Annotated in this window: 12 protein-coding genes; 1 reads left to right on the top strand and 11 read right to left on the bottom strand. The window is 42.7% G+C overall.

Annotated features, from left to right (window positions below; translation table 11 throughout):
• Positions 1-164 precede the first annotated feature (164 nt).
• The 9 genes from ACH9UM_RS09065 to ACH9UM_RS09105 form a co-directional block, all read right to left on the bottom strand.
• Positions 165-443 (bottom strand): hypothetical protein, encoded by a 279-nt coding sequence (locus ACH9UM_RS09065; protein WP_044929619.1) that lies wholly within the window; start codon positions 441-443, stop codon positions 165-167.
• A complete protein-coding gene (locus ACH9UM_RS09070) occupies positions 418-669 on the bottom strand; it encodes a hypothetical protein (RefSeq protein ID WP_009243722.1) in 252 nt (83 codons plus the stop codon). The genes ACH9UM_RS09065 and ACH9UM_RS09070 overlap by 26 nt, the downstream gene beginning before the upstream one ends.
• On the bottom strand, positions 656-1,147 hold the full coding sequence (locus ACH9UM_RS09075; RefSeq protein ID WP_004847576.1) for a type III toxin-antitoxin system ToxN/AbiQ family toxin: 492 nt from the start codon (positions 1,145-1,147) through the stop codon (positions 656-658). The genes ACH9UM_RS09070 and ACH9UM_RS09075 overlap by 14 nt, the downstream gene beginning before the upstream one ends.
• A 303-nt stretch (positions 1,148-1,450) precedes the next feature.
• On the bottom strand, positions 1,451-1,843 hold the full coding sequence (gene rpsI / locus ACH9UM_RS09080) for a 30S ribosomal protein S9 (protein ID WP_004847577.1): 393 nt from the start codon (positions 1,841-1,843) through the stop codon (positions 1,451-1,453).
• Between the two features lie 26 nt (positions 1,844-1,869).
• Entirely contained in the window at positions 1,870-2,298 is a 429-nt protein-coding gene (rplM, locus tag ACH9UM_RS09085; RefSeq protein WP_009243723.1) for a 50S ribosomal protein L13, read from the bottom strand.
• A 253-nt stretch (positions 2,299-2,551) separates the two neighbouring features.
• Positions 2,552-3,784: a Wadjet anti-phage system protein JetD domain-containing protein gene (locus ACH9UM_RS09090; protein WP_004847579.1), complete on the bottom strand. Its 1,233-nt coding sequence runs from the start codon at positions 3,782-3,784 to the stop codon at positions 2,552-2,554.
• 67 nt (positions 3,785-3,851) lie between these two features.
• Positions 3,852-7,217, bottom strand: coding sequence for an SbcC/MukB-like Walker B domain-containing protein (locus tag ACH9UM_RS09095; RefSeq protein WP_004847580.1), 3,366 nt, complete (start codon positions 7,215-7,217; stop codon positions 3,852-3,854).
• Positions 7,174-7,812, bottom strand: coding sequence for a DUF4194 domain-containing protein (locus ACH9UM_RS09100; RefSeq protein WP_004847581.1), 639 nt, complete (start codon positions 7,810-7,812; stop codon positions 7,174-7,176). Before ACH9UM_RS09100 ends, ACH9UM_RS09095 begins: the two co-directional genes overlap by 44 nt.
• A gap of 3 nt (positions 7,813-7,815) precedes the next feature.
• Positions 7,816-9,267, bottom strand: coding sequence for a Wadjet anti-phage system protein JetA family protein (locus tag ACH9UM_RS09105; protein ID WP_009243726.1), 1,452 nt, complete (start codon positions 9,265-9,267; stop codon positions 7,816-7,818).
• A 200-nt stretch (positions 9,268-9,467) separates the two neighbouring features.
• Between ACH9UM_RS09105 and ACH9UM_RS09110 the strand changes: the two genes are divergently transcribed.
• The gene (locus ACH9UM_RS09110) at positions 9,468-10,814 is read left to right on the top strand and encodes an alpha-amylase family glycosyl hydrolase (protein WP_004847584.1); all 1,347 of its coding nucleotides are present in this window, start codon (positions 9,468-9,470) and stop codon (positions 10,812-10,814) included.
• 5 nt (positions 10,815-10,819) lie between these two features.
• On the opposite strand, the gene ACH9UM_RS09115 is transcribed toward ACH9UM_RS09110, so the two are convergent.
• Positions 10,820-13,453, bottom strand: a complete 2,634-nt coding sequence (locus ACH9UM_RS09115) for an AAA family ATPase (RefSeq protein WP_004847585.1) — start codon at positions 13,451-13,453, stop codon at positions 10,820-10,822.
• The gene (locus ACH9UM_RS09120) at positions 13,450-14,610 is read right to left on the bottom strand and encodes an exonuclease SbcCD subunit D (RefSeq protein WP_009242381.1); all 1,161 of its coding nucleotides are present in this window, start codon (positions 14,608-14,610) and stop codon (positions 13,450-13,452) included. Before ACH9UM_RS09120 ends, ACH9UM_RS09115 begins: the two co-directional genes overlap by 4 nt.
• Positions 14,611-14,664 lie beyond the last annotated feature (54 nt).

The following is a 14,664-nucleotide window of genomic DNA, read 5'->3' on the forward strand; positions in this document are numbered from 1 at the left end:
TCCTGAGGAGTTGTAAATTCTTTTGAAATTGTACGTTCCAAAAACGTATGATTAACGTTTAGGTAACTGGGAACACTTGATTTTACTGGGTTCTTGGAATGTGGTGTTGCAAACACGTTACAAACGCAGGGCTTCTCATTACTCCTCAGAGCACCTCATAGACTTCAATTAAGAAATCTGACAGCAAGTTCCTGAATAGCAAGTATTGGACCTTGTGCATATGTTTCTTGGAGATACATTCTTTCCAGACGTTCTGTTTCTTTCGTCAAAAAAGAAAGCATTTCTACATCTCCTCGAAATCCAATTACTAAGCACAACATAGATTTGAAATATTCATTCCAAATATTAGAGTATTCTTTCATAAGCCAATTGCAACAGTTTTCTTCACAGTACAAGAAAAAATAAAGCGTATTTTCTCTAAAGATATCCTGCCCGTTTTTCATAGTTTTTTCTTTTATCCATGGCATCAGCACTATTTCGTATTCCAGTAATTTTCCTCTTAATCTGCTTCAGTTCCCTCCTGATAAAGGCTTTCGCTGAAATCGCATTGGCATATTCAACAGCTTCAGACTCAAGATATGAACTATATTCAAATTCAGCTGCCGAGAAAGGTATATCTGGGTGTTTATCTAAAAATTTATGTACTTCTTTTTTACTAATGGTTGCCATAATGTTTCACAACCTCCTCCAGCAATGGCAAATCACAACATCTTTCCTTTATTTTCTTGTCATTGCCATTCAATTCTTCATCTTTCTTAAAAAGAGTATCTCTTAATCTTTTTGCTGTCAACTGAATTTGTTCCCGATCAGCTTTAATACACTTATATTGATTTTGAAGCAAACGCTGATATTTTGAATCTTCCATTGCATCAATATCAATAAGAAGTAATGCCGATTCCACAACCGGTATCATATTATTAAAGTTGATTGCACCATATATTCCCTGATTAATTTTCCTAAAATCTTTTGTGTTCTTCATTTTACGATGCTTTTCTTTGGGCGATGTAAATGGTGTATAATATTTTATTCCATCAATCTCAAGCACCACGCCTACATACGGCCGCTTTCCCTTTTTATTATCTACAACTTTTGCATCATATTTTTTCAAATAATTAATGTATTCATCTTTGATATTATAAAATTTCATTTTTCCTCATCTGTCAAAAAAAGAGACGACTTCACTCGCCTCTTTTTCAGGTTCTCTCTTTATGGTGGAGACTCACCGCTTTTTTAGGTTCTCTCTTTATGGTGGAGACTCACCTGCTTTTTTAAGTTTCCACTTTATGGTAGAAACTCACCTAAGACAATTCTTTGTCTATAATAAGTATATGCAATTCTCCCTAAAAAATCAATATAATTCTATAATTTTTCAAAAATATAAACCTCCCAAGGAGCATTCCCTGAGAGGTTTGTAAAATCTTTTTGAAATTGTACGTCCCGAAACGTATGATTAACGTTTGGAGAACTGCGGAGCTCTACGAGCTGCTTTAAGACCGTATTTCTTACGTTCTTTCATTCTCGGATCACGAGTTAAGTAACCTGCGCTCTTAAGCACCGGTCTGTAATCAGCGTCAGCCTCAAGGAGTGCTCTTGAAATTCCATGACGGATTGCTCCTGCCTGTCCTGTATAACCACCGCCGCATACATTAACAATCACATCGAATTTATCTGCTGTTCCTGTTGCCACGAGCGGCTGGCGAACAACAACTTTCAATGTTTCAAGACCAAGATACTCGTCGATATCTCTTTTGTTGATCGTGATTTTACCTGTTCCCGGTACAAGATATACTCTTGCGATTGATTTTTTTCTTCTTCCTGTTCCGTAATATTTTGCGTTAGCCACTGTTATATCCTCCTTTCAACCTTTACCTAAAATGTCAGAACTTCCGGCTTCTGAGCCTGATTTGCATGTTCTGCTCCGGCATAAACATGAAGCTTCTTGATCATGTCTCTTCCCATAGGTCCTTTCGGAAGCATTCCTTTAACAGCCAGCTCGATCACTTTCTCAGGTTTCTTAGCCATCATCTCTGCCAGCGTAGTCTCTCTCATTCCGCCTACATAATCAGAGTGATTGTAGTAGATCTTCTGCTGAAGTTTCTTTCCTGTTACTTTTACTTTCGCTGCATTGACAACGATCACATAATCTCCTGTATCAATGTGCGGTGTGTACTCCGGTTTATTTTTTCCTCTGAGCACTTTAGCAACCTCAGATGCGAGACGTCCGAGTGTACATCCCTCAGCGTCAACCACATACCATTTTCTTTCAATCTTGTCAGGGTTAGCCATATAAGTTTTCATGGGTGTTCCTCCTATAAAATCATCAGATAACATTTACTTGCCTGTATATGTGAAATCAGCACACTCCGGGGCTATGGCGTATACTGTTTCTCCTTTAGTCATGCTGTAATATTATAATCCCTGCTCTCACACATGTCAAGCTTTTTTGTAAAACCTCTTCCCTTATTTTATAAAACCTCTTTCCTTATTTTCACAAAATCTATCATACTATTTACAAATCTTATCGTTTCCCCTGCATTTCTCAGCACTTTTTTCAATTTTCCGCTATCGCATTTTCCGCCAATAAAATTTCCTGTTCGATTTCTACTCCTTTTTCCAAAATACACTTTTTAAGCTCTTCTAATTCTCCCGCATTAAGCTTTTCCAATTTTTCTTTCTTTTTCTCTTCCAGAGGAATGCCCGCTCCTCTTTCAAGCGCTTCTTGAAATGCTTCTCGATCCATTTTATACGGCTTCAATTTCGGAAAAATATTTTTCTTATTAAACCGGAAAATACGAATGCCTCCCATATCCATATCTCCCCAATGAAAATACTGTATCTCTCCTTCCGCCACTTCCATTAATCTTTTCAAAAAAATCCGTTCTTTCGGAGAATAAAATCCATGACAGAACAGATAAAGCGTATCCTCTCTGTATTTCATTTCTTCATAATTTGCCTTATTTTCAATCGTTACAATTCTTTGGACTCCTTTTATAGAAACGGGAAAGGCACGTTCCAATGTCTGCGAATTAATCACTGTTCCGTATTGATTTTGAGATGTATCTATTTCATATTCCTTTTCCCTCGCCTTATCTTCTATATACTCCTGTCCGCCCTTTAATTTATACAGAAGCGGACCTTTCCATTCCATCACCTGTGCATAACTGAGAATTCCATGAACGCTTAATATCTCATCGTCAGTCATCCCCTCTTCATACAAAGGTGATCTGACCAGTACTTTCACCACTTTTTTCTCATAATCTTTTTTAAAACGCTTAGAGTCATTAAGCACAGCAGCACTGAATACGCGCATCCACAGAGATTTTTTCAAATTCACAACTGCATTCAAACATCGGAAAAAATCAACGTCCTCCATATCGGGTGATTTTACGATCTCCCCAAGTTCCAACCGTCTTATGATCTCATCATAATAACCTTCCAAAAAACTGCCTTGTACCTCAGCGCGCAGTTGTTCTATTTGTTTTATATAACGAAGCTGCTGCTTTCTTGGATCTTCAATTCCTTCTTTTTCGCACAGCTTTGGAATGACATCTATGGAATAATAGATTTTTTTCATATCCGCGCCCAGATTGCTTTTTTCTGTCCGGATATATCCGCTTTTCTCCAACTCATCAGCCTGTCTGATCAGCTCAGGCAAGCCACCTGCTGCCTTGATCATTTCTCTGTCCGGTTTCGGATGTTTCATGCCTGTCAGCGTTCCCGCCCGATAAGCTTCACTTTTTTCCGCTTTCCCAATAATCCACTTTGCCAACAAATTGCCGCTCATATGCGATTCAACATTTTCCTTCCTTTTTATCAACTTTTAACTATTGCTCCATCATCCAAAAACATTTCTACACCTCTTCCGATCTGCTTTCCCCTGCGATCATATCGAGATAATTTCCTTTGTCAATATGCATCATCGTAACCTGATTTCTAAACCTGCGGAAGCCGTATACGCTGTCCACATTTCGGATCAGAGACTGAAGTCTTTCATCCGGCACGCAGACAATCAACTGAAGTTCCAATTCTCTTGCGTATTTTAAGCAGACTTCGCTTCGCTCCTTATCCATTTTTGAAAATGCCTCATCAAGAAGAACAAGGCGAATCTTTGAATCCCGATTACTCTGCTGCATATAGAGCATTGCGAATCCTGCAAGAAGCGCCACATATTTCGGGTTCTGTCCCTCTCCTCCGGAATCGACGCCCGCCATGTCGTCCACATAATTTTTCTTCTCGATCCCGTTTTCATCGATAGATTGTTCATACATATTAAAGTCCAAATAGTTTCTGTAGTCAGCAAAGCGTTCCATTTCATTTTTGTGCTTTTCACGCCCTGCCCCGTCTTCCTCTCTGGACGGCATGAATTTCTCGGTAAGAAGTCCGATCTTCCTTTCATATTTTCTGAAAAATTCATCTTCCATCAAACTCATCTGACCGTCAAACCCACTATGATCTATTACTTTGCTGTCCAGTTCTTCTGCCATAAGCATCTCATAAAACTGTCCGTTTTCATTTTTTGCCGGAGAGATATCAATCTGATAAATGCTGTCCGAAAAACGGATCTGCGACAGCATTTTATTGATCTGACGCCGATGTCTGTATGCCGACTTGATTTCCCCGTGTATCGTTGCGATCACGTTATCGCGCAGAGAATGGTACACGAGCTCGTATTGTTTTTCAAATTCTTCTTTATATTTCGGCTCAAAATCTTTTCTGCATCGCTCCAAAACTTTGTCGTAAACTTCATTGTCATGTTCTACACCTGAAAATCCATATGCGGGATATGTATTGTTAAATGCATTTCTTGATTTTATCCGCTCATCCTGAAGTTTTGTTTCTTTCTCAAAAAGCCTCTCCGCCATCACTGTCATCTCTTTTTTATAAGCCGCTTCGCTCTTCGTTTCCAAAGCCGACCTCACTTCGGCAAATATCTCATCATTCGGAACATATCCCTTCATCAAAAAATCGAGTCTTTCTTTCAGCGCTTTAATTTTCTCTTCCAGTTTGCCCTTTTTCTTCCCTGTTTCGATTTCTTTTTCTCTTAATCTTCCTGCCGCCTGTTCTTTTTCTTCAATCCGGCTTGTAAGTTCTTTCGTTTTAGCCTGCAGTTCTGCTGCCAAAGTTCCGTTTTTCAGTTCTTTGATTTCTTCTTTGAGCCGGTCTTGGCGGCGGTAATGATCGGCCAGTTCGTCTGCCGCACCCGCAAGACGCATCAAATGTTCCGGTTCCTGACCGAACCGTTCAAATTGCCGGGCTTCTTTCAACGACTCTTCCGTCTGACGATCTGCGATCAGCGAACTTTGAAGATCTATAATTTCCTCCTGCAGCTCTCTTAGCTTTGCCTTCGATACTTTTGTACCGATACATGCATTTTTCGTATAATCCTTCCTGCGCAGATGGCGGAACATATATCCGCTGTACGAATAACAATCCGGTGTGACTCCGTCTTTTACCGTACTTAACTCTTCCACCGTCTCACATTTTTGTATTCTTCCAAGATAACGTTTCAAGCACCGGTCAACATATCCGCTTTCTGCGTGTACCGCTTCATATAGCGAGTTTTCGTCCGCTTCCGGAGAATCCTTTTGAACCGCCTCACTATTGATCAGATCAACTTCTTCAAACTGCTGCATCCTGCGAAATATTTTCGCTGCATCAAGAGCGTATGCCGGTTCTGTAATCATACTTTTTTTAATCCTGCCAAGCCGTCCTTCGATCGCATTTTTCCATTTTTCATCCGTAATATCAAACAAATCCGCGAAAATATGAACTTCGATTTTCCTTCCGTACCTGTCGCTCAACGCACGCTGCAGTTCCTGTCTCGCCTTTTTCAATTCCAACGGATACGGTTTTCTGTCGTTTTGGAGATCTTCGACAGCATCTTGTTTTTCTTTGATGTCTTTTTCCGTTTCATGGATCGAAATACGAAGTTCCGACAATTCATTTGTAATATTATCAAGGGCCAAGTCAAGATGTGTCCTCAGTTCTTTACATAACTTTTCCGTAAGCGCTCCGCCTCGTATTTCCTGAATAAGCTGAAGAGCTCTGTTGCTCACATAATCAGTGACAACATCCTCTTCTTCCCATCGTTTCAATCCTTTCACGATCTGCCGCCACTGTGCCGAATTATCCGCCAGAAGAGCAATTCTGTATTCTAAATCTTTTAGTTCCTGTTCTTTCTTTCCATAATCGCTGTTATTTAATTCTGCCTGTACCCGGGCTCTTTCATCCCGTATCGTCTGCAGTTCGTCCTGAAGTATCTTCTGTTCTTTTTTCGCCTCGTCCGCTTCTTTTTCAACGGATTCCAACTCACTTTCCCGTCCTTTGAGTCGAATTATATTTTCCTCGATATCAATGCATTTGAGCACTGTTTCCGTTCGTACTTTCTCCGCACGCACATTCGTCAGTTCTCTGTCATATACTTGGATCTTATCCAGCATTTCGATCCGTTTTTCCAGATCTTCCACCCGTTCTTTGATCTCTCTGTACGCGCCAAGCTGTTCACTGATCGTCGCCACCGTATCTTCTTTCGTTTTCGGAAACATATAATCTCTTATAAACTGACCTGTTCCACTCGTCATTTTCAGAGCAATGGCGCTTTTTTCCATCGTGATCATACGACCTTGTTCTACCTGACCGAAGATTTCCCCGTACAGCGTATAAAGATAAGCTTCTTTCGACGGATACACTTTATTTACTTCACCCCGGCCTCTGTTATCGGCGCTTCTGCTTCTTTCTTCCGTAAGTTTTCTAATCTGTGCGATCGAATAAGGTACGTTATTTTCCAAATATTCATCCTTTGGAATTCTTCCCGAATGACTGAAATAAGTATATTTTTTCAGATCCGTATCCCCTTTTGCCACCTCGAACGCCGCCCCGACACAAGTCACAATATGAGTGGCGGTATCTTCAATCTCAAGAACAATCTGTGAACAAAAATCAACGTCTCCCCTGTTTGCCGTTCCGTCTTTTTGCGCTCCTCTAAGATAGCTTAAAACGCTTCTCTTGTTTTTAGAATCATCTGCCGCTTTATTCAGAAAATTAGCAGACACACTCCCATACAGAACAACCTGTATCGCATCCATAACCGTCGATTTCCCCGATCCGCTCTTTCCGCTGAAAAGATTCACATACTCGTGGAATTCCAACATTTTATGGCTGATGCCGCCCCAGTTATTGATCAGCATTCTTGTAAAAATTTTCTTCGGCTGTTTCATATCCGTCTGCCTCCTCTCTATATTCTTCAATCAAATCATTCATATCTTTCGCCGTCACATACAGATTGATCGTACTGTAAATATAGATCGGCGTATCGTCTTCTACGTCCCTCACCGCTCCCGGCACGTCGATGATCTGATGAAGCCGCATCAGATAAAGAGAAGCTTTCCATTCATCTGCCTTCAATTTTCTTACGATCAGGTTCGTATTCTTTCCGTATTCGCGCATTTCTTTCAGCGTTGTCACAGGAGCGTTTAACCCTTCTCCCATAATTTTATCTTTATAGATCAGTTTTATGATAAGAAGGATCACCGTTTCTGTCATATTCAGTTTTTCCCTTGCAGCTCCGTCGCCTGTCAAACAGAAAATATGCTCTTGTGCATCATGCGTAAGCTCACATCCAAGTACCGAAAGATAGTCTTCTATAAAATGTCTGTGCCGGACACAGATTTCATACTGTACATTATCTTTCGGCACAAGTGTTGCCGGATCATATTTCACCTGCAAAATACATGTCTGGCGAAACAACGCCTGTATCGTCTTTTTTATCTGTTCCCCTTCTGTGATAGAAATACTTTCCAAATACTCAAACATGACTTAGTCCTCTCTTATTTCCAGCGTTGAAAAACGCATTCCCTGTTCGGTTTCTTCTTCCTCTCCTACGGTGATCTCCCCACTGCCAAACGCATTTTCCGTCGCTTCCTGCCATATAAAAAACAATTTTTCCAAATCTTCAGCCGACCGAACCGTCTGCCGCGTAGTTCTAAATACGTTTCCGACACTGTTTCTTTCTTTGAACTCCTGCAGCTCTTTCCTTGTATAAAGCGGTTTTAAGACAAACGACTCCAAATTTTCTTCCGCCTGTCCGCCTTCCGAAACAGTAGCCGGAACAAACGCTTCTCTCCCTTTTTCTTTCCGTTTGTACAGACTTTCATCCGTCAACGCTCTGTGAGGTCTGCTAAGGCGGATACGCTCCGCCAGTTTTTCCGATATTTCTTCTTTTCTCCTGCTTTTATTCAACAGATCTACAAGCGCAACCGTACGGTCTTCTTCTGCTCCTTCCTGAAGAACGTACCGTATTCTCGCAGCCGCCCTGGACGCAAAAATCGTCTTCTGTTCGATCAGTTTATTATATCTTCTTTCGATCGCATCAAACTGCCTTTCGATTCGTATCAGCGTATCTGCCGCTTCCTCGCACATTGCCGCCGCCCGTTCCAGCCGCAGTTCTTTTATTTTCTCCGCCTCATCTGTTTTTTTCGGATCTTTAACTTTTCCCGCGTTTTCTTCGTCTTTCATCTTCTTTTGACGGACCTCTTCCAGTTCCCGCAACAGTTTCAGCCTGCTCATATCATTTTCCTGTAAATTTCTGTCAAGCAGTTCTTTAACAGCTTCTTTATATCGATAAAAACTGTCCGTTGTCGTCAAGATCGCATATTTTCGGCTGTCACTGTTATTGATCTCCTTTACAAGGACGTCCTGTATTCCCCGAAAATCTTTCTGACGGGACAGTTCATCAAAATACCCTCTCATACCGTCCTGCATATTTACAAGCATCTGCACAAGCTTTTTGGAAACACGAAGGGCGCTTTTTAAAATCTCATTATTTTTTTCTTTATCGGAACTATATGTATACAGATGGCTGTATATCGTCATAACGCTTTCCCGCTCTTCGCTCTCTTGTTCATCAAGCAGACTCCTAAACAACTCCACATACATCTGACTATATTCAGGAAATGTCACAACGTAACTGTTCAAAGCCTCGTCATAGTCCTGTTTCAGCCATCCCCACTCCTGAAAATGTTTCAGACACACGGACGCCATATTAGAACGTGTAAGAAACTCTCCCTCTTCATCATAATTTTCCTCATCCCACAGAAGAGCCGCTGCCGCGATCTTTTCATTCATAACTGCCCTGCACTCTTTTTCCGTCAATCCAAGCACGGAATAAGACAGACTCATTTCCTCATAGATTGCCGTGAGAAACAGCATATAGTAATCCGTATATTTACTTGAAAATAATTTATAAAAATCTTTGGGGATCCTTTCCATCAAACTCATTTTTTACCGTTTTTACTTCCTTTATCTTTGTTTTTGTGCCTTTATTCAGTATATCTACTACACTTTTTAATGTCAATTCTGCCTTGATATGTTACAATCTACCTATCAACAGTTGGCTGTACAGATGTCCGTTTACGAGGAAACATATATCTGATCACAGCAAAAATATAATAACTGAAAGGACTGAAATTATGTGGGCTTACAATGAAACTTTTTATCAGATTTATCCGATCGGCTTCTGCGGCGCGCCGACGCACAATGACGGCGTGACAATGCACCGGATTTTGAAAATTGCAGACTGGGCCGGATATCTCGAAGAGCTCGGGATCGGATCGATCATTCTAAATCCGATTTTTGAATCAGATAATCACGGCTATGACACAAGAGATCTTACGAAGATCGACTGTCGCCTCGGAACGAACGAAGATTTCCAAACAGTATGTGAAACGCTTCATTCGCACAATATCAAGATCATGCTCGACGGGGTATTCAATCACGTCGGCAGAGGTTTTTGGGCATTTCAGGATGTGTTAGAGAAGAAATGGGATTCTCCGTATAAAGACTGGTTTTATATTAATTTTGACGGCAACAGCGCATATAACGACGGCTTCTGGTATGAAGGCTGGGAAGGACACTACGAACTTGTGAAGTTAAACCTGCAAAATCCTGCCGTCACAGACCATCTGCTTAGCTGCATAAAAATGTGGATCGAAACTTTCGGCATTGACGGACTGCGCCTTGATGTCGCTTATTCTCTCGATCATAACTTCATGCGCCGCCTCCGCTCTTTCTGCGAAGAGATTAAGCCGGGATTCGCTCTTGTAGGAGAAGTTTTATTCGGAGACTACAACCTGATCGTCAACAACGAAATGCTTCACAGCTGCACGAACTACGAATGTTACAAAGGATTATATTCCAGCTTTAACAGCATGAACTTGTTCGAGATCGCCCACTCATTAAACCGCCAATACGGACCGGAGCAGTGGTGCATTTACAGAGGAAAGCATCTCATGACTTTTGCAGATAACCATGACGTCACGCGGCTTGCTTCCATATTGACAAACAAGCGGCATATCCCCCTTGCTTACGGACTTTTGTTCGGTATGCCGGGTATTCCCTGTATTTATTACGGAAGCGAATGGGGAGAGGAAGGAACGAAATCACCTGATAATGATTATGCCTTAAGGCCTTGTTTCGATGCGCCTAAGCCAAACGATCTCACCGATCTGATCCGCCGCCTGATCGCTCTTCGCAGAGAAAGCGATGCGCTGTGCAGCGGTTCTTATCGAAATATCGTTATTACAAATCATCAGCTTATTTTCGAGCGCAAAACAGAAAAAGAGCAATTCCTTGTTGCCGTCAACGCATCCGACTGTGAATTCACAGCCGGACACCATGAGTTAAACGGCACATATGAACAGATCCTTTCCTTTGAAAACGAAACGATCACAAGCGGCAAGGACACTTCCGTACAGGAACTTAACGGACAGCTCGTCCTGCCCGCATACAGCATCCGGTATTTAAAAAGAGCTTTATAAAAGTCTTATATGATCCAGCGGGCATGGCTTCCATGGCCGCTTTTTGTCACAGTCAGCTTCCAGTCGATCTGCTCTTTCAATTCATTGACATGAGAAATGATACCTACAAGTCCTTTTTCTCCTGCAAGTTCTTTCAAGATACGGATCGCCCTCTCCCGCGACTGATCATCCAAAGAACCGAATCCTTCGTCTACGAACATCGTCTCCAAACTCACCGCTCCGGCTGTGTTCTGAATGATATCCGCAAGTCCTAACGCCATTGACAACGCCGCCATAAATGATTCTCCGCCTGACAGAGATTTTACGTCGCGGACAGAATCTGTCACCAGATCGTACACATCCAGATCTAATCCGGCCTGCCCCTGACTGCTTAAATCTTTCAATTCCCGACACTGCAGGATAAATCCTCCGGAAGTCATTTTGGCAAGCCTTCGGTTCGCCGCTTGTATGATCTGCCGGAAATACTTTCTCTGAACATACGTCTCAAAATCAAGCTTCACACTGCCTGTCAAACTTCCGTTCGCCGTCCTGCTCAGATTACCGACAACTTCATACTTTTCCCGAAGTTCCTCCTCTGCCGCAAAATACTTTTTAAGGCTGTCACAGGCGCTTTGATGGGTAATATTTTTCCCGTGAATCTCCAGTTTTCGCACATTCTTTTCTTTCAAAAGCATATCTGTCTCATTTTTCTTTCTGACGTCACTTTCCGTCTCCTGCCGCCTTTTACCGTTTAACTGACCTTTCAATGTCTCAACACTGCTTTTCTTTTGAACGACCAGACTTTCATACGTCTTTACTTGATCGTTCATCTGCCTCCAGCCTTCGATCCATTTTTTCGCCTCCCGGTATTCCTCCTGATCCGCAAACCGCTGCTTTCGTATCTCCTGACGAAACATTTCCTGTTCCTGCTCGAACCGCTCTTCCAGTTCCGTTTTCTGTAAAACCAGATTTTCCGCCCGCCCTGCCTGACGTTGGTTTTCTTCTGCAGTTTTTCTGTATGCGTCCTGAAGCTTTTTCAAATTCGATCTTTTTTGCGCAAGCAGGCTCTCATATTCTGCAAGCCGGTCTTCCGCCTGTTTTTCATCTTCCCGAGAATACCTTTCTCCAAAAAGCGCTTTTTCTTCTGTTTCAAATTGTGCGCGAACTTCCTGATATTTTTCCTGTGCCGCCGCTCTCTTTCGCTCCGCTTCATCACGGATCTTTTTCGCCTCTTCTACTGTCTTTTCATCGACTCCGCCTTCGGAAATTTTCGCCTTATGCGGATGATGCACCGACCCGCACACAGGACACGGAGAACCTTCCTTAAGTTCTTGTGCAAGAATCCCCGCCTGTTCGCCGAAAAAGATTCTGTATTTTTCTTCATAATCTTCCGACGCCGCTTTACACTGATCTATGCAGCGTGTCATCTGAACTGTCTGTTTCTCATACTCTGCTTTTAATTTCCGTACTTTTGCATATCTGGGAAGAATCTCACGCAAACGCACGATCTGTTCTCGAAGCTTCGGTTCGATCCGATCCATCTCACTCTCCGCCTGCTCCGCATCTTCTTTCAGCCTGTTCTCCCGCTTACTGTGCTCTTCCATCCACTCATTCAGAGTAACGATTTCTTCTTTGATCCTCCGTGCATCTTCCTTTGTACGAAGCGCCTGCACTTCCAATCTTCTCGCCTGTTCCGAACGTTCTCCCAACAGCGCGTGATTTTTCAAAAGCTCATATTCCGCGCTTTGTTCCTGCAGTCTTTTATATTCCGATTCTGTTCGCTCTAACAGACCGAAGATCCTGTTGATCTCCTCTTTCTTCCCGATCATAAGATGGAGCTGCTCCGATTCTTTCCGAAGCGCCGTTTCTTCGGCTTCCATCGTTTCGTACGCTTCTTTTCCTTCTTTTAATATCCGGCCGAGCGTTTCTGTTACAGCCTCTGCCGAGGGCATTTCCTGGGAAATCAAATCTTCCCACACCTTTTGCACCTTCGATCCGTCTGCATCGACGCGCTCCATCTCACGCCGAATATCGGCTTCATTTTCTTTTAACTGTATATACAATGCTTTTCCTTGCTCTTTTAATTGTTCCTGGACGTCTCTGTATATCTGCGTCTGAAAAATCTTGGAAAATATCTTCTTTCGCTCTTTTGATTCCGCATGCAGCAGCCGCAGGAAGTCTCCCTGCGCTATCATAGCGATCTGCGTAAACTGCCCGGCGTCTAATCCGATGATCTGCTCTATTTTCTGATCAACTTCACGCTTTTTCCCCTGAAACTCCTTCCCGTCGGGCATGATCAGGCTGACTTTTGACGTTTCCTTTACAAGGCGGATCTTTCCGTCTGCATTTTTCCGCTTTCCCGCGCGCATATATTCCGGGTTTCTTCGGATCGTATACTGCCCGTCCCGATATGCAAACGTATATTCCACGAATGTTTCCGCCTCGTCGTCGGCATACTGGCTTCTCATCATATTTCCGTCGCGCCGTCCGCCGCTTGTCCTGTCGTAAAGAGCATATGTCACCGCATCGAAGATCGTTGTTTTTCCGGCTCCGGTATCGCCGGTAACGAGAAACAGCCCGCCTTGAATTTTCGTAAAGTCAATCGTTTCCATACCGGAATAAGAACCAAACGCAGACATCGTAAGTTTGATCGGTCTCATCTTTCTTCTCCTTTCACATCATCAAAAATCTGCGTCATCATTTCCGCCTCTTCTAAAGACATCTTTCTTCCATGCATTTCTTCATAGAAATCCGAAAATGTTTCCAGTGGATTTTCCATGCGGATATCCTCATCCTTAAACTCAAGTTTTTTACGCGTCCGTTCATTATCCGTCCGCACTTCTAAAATACGGCTGTACACTTTTTCCAACTGTTCTTTCGGTCTATAAGGATCGATTTCGTCTGTAAGCGTCACGCTCACATAATCATCCCGCTTTTTCGGATCTGCCGAACTTAAGATTCCAGAAAGACATCCCCGCACTTTCTGTACGTCCCGCAGCGGATGAAGCGGAAATTTTTCGATTGTGACCGCCTCTTTTTTCTGCCCTATCGTCACAAGATGAAGAGACTTTTCTAAGTCCGCTTCACTGACCGAATATTTCAAAAGCGTCCCGCAATATCGAATATGTTCCGCCCCCACTCTCTGTGCCTTGTGCAAATGTCCAAGCGCCGCATAATCAAATCGGCTGATTGCGGAAATGTCTACATTATCAATTCCGCCGACACTGAAAAGTTCTGAATCACACGTTTCCGGAGTCTCGCCGTTTCCTGTATAAAACTGATGAGATACAAGTACGTTTCGCTCCGAAAAGTCGATATCCTCTCTCCTTAAAACCGCATCGAGAGCCTCTGTATAACTGCCCGGCGTCTCGTTTTCACACAACAACCTTACATATCCCGGCTTCAAAAAAGGAAGCAGATAAAAATTCACCGGGCCATACTCATCTTTTAATACAACTTTTTTCAAATGTTCTTTTTCCGTCTCAGGCGCTTTCCCCGCAATATAGATGCCGCGGCTTCCAAGCAGACGGCTGGCATAATCAAGTCTTTGCGCCGAATCATGATTCCCCGCGATGATCAAAATCGACACCTGAGGGCTTACCGATGAAAGCCGTGTCAGAAAATCGTCAAACACTGCGACCGCCTCTGCCGACGGAACAGATTTATCATAAATATCTCCCGCGATCACAACCGCATCCGGCCGAAGCTTCTCTGTATATCCGATCACTTCCTCCAAAATGTGTTCCTGATCTTCTTTCATATTGTAATGATAAAGATGTTTTCCGATATGCAGATCCGATAAATGTATAAATTTCATTTTACTGTTCCTTTCCGCTTCATCCTGATCGTTTTCTTTTTCTGCGAAAACACG

This window comes from Mediterraneibacter torques, assembly GCF_044591705.1.
In the GTDB taxonomy this organism is placed as follows: domain Bacteria; phylum Bacillota; class Clostridia; order Lachnospirales; family Lachnospiraceae; genus Mediterraneibacter; species Mediterraneibacter torques.

What these genes read in the sequence shown, in the direction of transcription:
- ACH9UM_RS09065 (WP_044929619.1), bottom strand. Translation starts at nt 443, where the DNA reads ATGAAAAACGGGCAGGATATCTTTAGAGAAAATACGCTTTATTTTTTC.
- ACH9UM_RS09070 (WP_009243722.1), bottom strand. Translation starts at nt 669, where the DNA reads ATGGCAACCATTAGTAAAAAAGAAGTACATAAATTTTTAGATAAACAC.
- ACH9UM_RS09075 (WP_004847576.1), bottom strand. Translation starts at nt 1,147, where the DNA reads ATGAAATTTTATAATATCAAAGATGAATACATTAATTATTTGAAAAAA.
- rplM (WP_009243723.1), bottom strand. Translation starts at nt 2,298, where the DNA reads ATGAAAACTTATATGGCTAACCCTGACAAGATTGAAAGAAAATGGTAT.
- ACH9UM_RS09090 (WP_004847579.1), bottom strand. Translation starts at nt 3,784, where the DNA reads ATGAGCGGCAATTTGTTGGCAAAGTGGATTATTGGGAAAGCGGAAAAA.
- ACH9UM_RS09095 (WP_004847580.1), bottom strand. Translation starts at nt 7,217, where the DNA reads ATGAAACAGCCGAAGAAAATTTTTACAAGAATGCTGATCAATAACTGG.
- ACH9UM_RS09100 (WP_004847581.1), bottom strand. Translation starts at nt 7,812, where the DNA reads ATGTTTGAGTATTTGGAAAGTATTTCTATCACAGAAGGGGAACAGATA.
- ACH9UM_RS09105 (WP_009243726.1), bottom strand. Translation starts at nt 9,267, where the DNA reads ATGGAAAGGATCCCCAAAGATTTTTATAAATTATTTTCAAGTAAATAT.
- ACH9UM_RS09110 (WP_004847584.1), top strand. Translation starts at nt 9,468, where the DNA reads ATGTGGGCTTACAATGAAACTTTTTATCAGATTTATCCGATCGGCTTC.
- ACH9UM_RS09115 (WP_004847585.1), bottom strand. Translation starts at nt 13,453, where the DNA reads ATGAGACCGATCAAACTTACGATGTCTGCGTTTGGTTCTTATTCCGGT.
- ACH9UM_RS09120 (WP_009242381.1), bottom strand. Translation starts at nt 14,610, where the DNA reads ATGAAATTTATACATTTATCGGATCTGCATATCGGAAAACATCTTTAT.